Genomic DNA, 2,929 nt, shown 5'->3' with positions numbered 1-2,929 from the left:
GGCCCGCGATGGAGGCCACGGCCACGGCCGCCATGGCCGGCAGCCAGCCCGTGCCGACCAGGAACAGCGCAACACCCGAGCCCAGCATGCAGATGGAGATCACCTTCTCCAGCCGCTGCACGCGGCCCACGAGGAAGCCGCCGGCCAGCATGCCTGCCGCGCCGCAGAGCATGTAGCCCGTGACGATCAGCGCCGTCACGCTCAGCGGCAGTCCGTACATGGACTGCATGGCGGGGCTGGCAAAGCTCTGGATGGCGCTGAGCGCGCAGGTGCTCCAGAAGAAAAACGAGAAGCACAGCCAGACCGAGGGCAGCTTCAGGAAGGCCATGGGATGCTCCTGCGGCACGGCGGCCGCAGCGGCGCGCGCCGCGGGGGCCTGGGCATCGGCCGCACGGTCGTCCAGCGCCTCGCGGTTGAGCACCATGATGGTGAGGATGACGGCGGCCAGGGCCGCGCCGCACAGGCAGGCCAGGCGCCACGAGCCCGTGGCCGTGGTGATGCCCGCCATGAACAGCGGCGCCAGCGCCCAGCCGATATTGCCCGACAGGCCGTGCACCGAGAACGCATGGCCGATGCGCTTGGCCGACACGCGCTTGTTGAGAATGGTGAAGTCCACCGGGTGGAAGGGCGCATTGCCCAGGCCCGCGAAGAAGGCCGCCAGCAGCAGCATTCCATAGCCCTGCGCCAGGCTGGCGACCACGCCCGCCACGGTGAAGCTGCCCAGCGCCGCAAACAGAATGGGGCGCGCGCCGAAGCGGTCCACGGCAAAGCCGGCCATGGCCTGTCCCACGCCGGAGACCACGAAGAACAGCGACACCATCACGCTGAGTTCGGCATAGCTGTAGCCGAACTCGGCGATCAGCCACGGAAACAGCGGCGGCAGCAGCAGGTGGAAGAAATGCGAGGAACCATGCGCCAGGCCGATCAGGCCGATGGTGCGCACATCGCTGCGCAGCGGGTCCGGCGCCACGGCGTCCGGCATGGAAGAGGAAGAGGCGGTCATGGGCCGCATCTTAGGCAGCAGCGTTTCGTCTTGTATGCGATAGTCTGCCAACTTCTATCGCAAACATGCCAAAGCCTGTCTCCACGCCCGGCACCCCTGCCGACACTCTTGCCGACACCCTGCCCAGCACCTGCCCCGCAGCCGCACTGCGGTCGGTGCGCAGGGCCCGGCCGATGGAGCCGGTGGAGGCCCTGCATCCGCACCTGTTCGTGCCCACGCCCCAGCGCCCCGTGCGCGCCAAGCAGCATCGCCTGTCGGCACGCACGCGCGTCATACCGCACAGCCACAGCTGGGCACAGATCGCCATCTCGCTGGACGGCGTGCTGCACCTGTCGGCCCCCCAGGGCACGCTGATCGCCCCACCCTCCAAGGCCGTGTGGATTCCGCCCGGCCTGGTCCACGCCGTGGCCATGGTCGAGGAAGCCGATCTCGTCTCCATCTACGTGCTGCAGGACGATCCGGCCCAGGGCCCCGTACTGCCGGACCTCCCGTCCTGCGGCGTGGCCTGCAACCCGCAGGACTGGGCACGCTGCCGCGTGCTGGAGGTTTCGCCGCTGATGCGCGAGCTGATCACGGCCCTGCCCAAGCAAAGCGATGACCAGCCCGCACCGGACGCCGCCACCCTGCAGCGCGAGCACCATCTGAGCGCCCTGCTGCTGGAAGAACTGCGCCGCGCCAGCGAAGTCCACCTTGGCGTGAACATGCCCCAGGACAAGCGGCTGCGCATGCTCTGCGAGGCCGTCGTGGCCGACCCCACCCAGCACGAGAGCCTGGCCGACTGGGCGGCAGACACCGGCGCCAGCCCGCGCACCGTGGCCCGGCTGTTCCAGCAGCAGCTGGGCTGCAGCTTCACCACCTGGCGCCAGCAAGTCGTGCTGGCCCACGGCCTGAGCCTGGCCGCGCGCGGCCTTCCCATACAGCAGATCGCGGCCGAGCTGGGATACAGCCCCAGCGCCTTCAGCGCCATGGTGCACCGCACGGTGGGCATGCCTCCGGCACGGTTCTTCGGGCAGCAGGCCGGCTCCGCTGCCCACAGGGTCGGATCAGGCGCTGTATCGCGGCCGACCAGGGAATGACTGGGAACCACCTCCTCTTCGCGATAGCTGATCCGATATAGGGTTTGCCTAAGGCCAGCCCATGGAATAGGGCGGCGCCCTGCGTGCTCTTATGCCGCATGATCTCCACCGCCGAGTCGCGCTACAACCAGTGGGTGCGCGAGCACTACCGATTCCTGCTGCGCAGCGCCTGGGCGCTGACCGGCTCGCGCGCGCTGGCCGAGGACGTGGTGCAGGACTGCTTCACCAGCGCCTGGCGCTTTCGCCACCAGCTGCGCGAGGCCGCAATGGCGCGGGCCTGGCTGTTCCAGATCATGCGCCGCCATGCCTTCCGGCACCTTGCGCCATCGGCCCATCTGGTCAGCGATGACGAGGCGCTGGACCAGCATCCCGCCCCCTCCCCCTCGCCTTCGGCGCTGGATGACCGGCTCGACGTGGTCAAGGCGCTGTCGCGCATCGCCCCCATCCACCGCGAAGTGCTGGTGCTCTATTACTTCGACGACATGCCCACGGCCCAGATGGCCGAGGCCCTGGACATTGCGCCGGGCACGGTGCTGTCGCGCCTGTCACGCGCCCGCGATGCGCTGAAGGCGGCCCTGGAGCAGGCCGCCCCGGCGCCTGCTCCAGAGACTGCCAGCGTGATCCCGCTGCGCCCCACCCCGCTGCGCGCCACCCGATAGCAAGGCTTGAAATGACTGCCCCGGACACGACCGACGAATCGGCCTTCGACCTGCGCGCACGCGCCGAACTGGCCCTGGCCTTCGACCCCGGGCCGCACGGCGAGCCGCCCGCCCATCTGCTGCGCCACACGCCCTGGCATGCGCGCAGCGGCGTGCGCCGGCTGATCGCCGCGCTGCTGGTGGGCAGCTCG

The 2,929-nt window shown here is 69.8% G+C and carries 3 protein-coding genes and 1 pseudogene; 3 read left to right on the top strand and 1 reads right to left on the bottom strand.

The genetic code is table 11. The features are described from left to right. Positions 1 to 1,003: MFS transporter (locus L995_RS13170; RefSeq protein ID WP_047472172.1), on the bottom strand; the 1,003-nt coding region annotated here is incomplete at its 3' end. Positions 1,004 to 1,068: 65 nt separating this feature from the next. On the opposite strand from L995_RS13170, the gene L995_RS13165 reads away from it, so the two are divergent. The 3 genes and pseudogenes from L995_RS13165 to L995_RS13155 form a co-directional block, all read left to right on the top strand. Next, a complete protein-coding gene (locus L995_RS13165; protein ID WP_047472171.1) occupies positions 1,069 to 2,079 on the top strand; it encodes an AraC family transcriptional regulator in 1,011 nt (336 codons plus the stop codon). A 98-nt stretch (positions 2,080 to 2,177) separates the two neighbouring features. After that, the gene (locus tag L995_RS13160; protein ID WP_047472170.1) at positions 2,178 to 2,738 is read left to right on the top strand and encodes an RNA polymerase sigma factor; all 561 of its coding nucleotides are present in this window, start codon (positions 2,178 to 2,180) and stop codon (positions 2,736 to 2,738) included. Positions 2,739 to 2,749: 11 nt separating this feature from the next. Then, positions 2,750 to 2,929, top strand: a pseudogene (locus L995_RS13155) (hypothetical protein); the annotation flags it as partial.

Origin of the sequence: Delftia sp. ZNC0008 (assembly GCF_000799035.1) — a bacterium.
In the GTDB taxonomy this organism is placed as follows: Bacteria; Pseudomonadota; Gammaproteobacteria; order Burkholderiales; family Burkholderiaceae_C; genus Comamonas; species Comamonas tsuruhatensis.
This window is presented reverse-complemented; position numbering and strand designations above follow the sequence as displayed.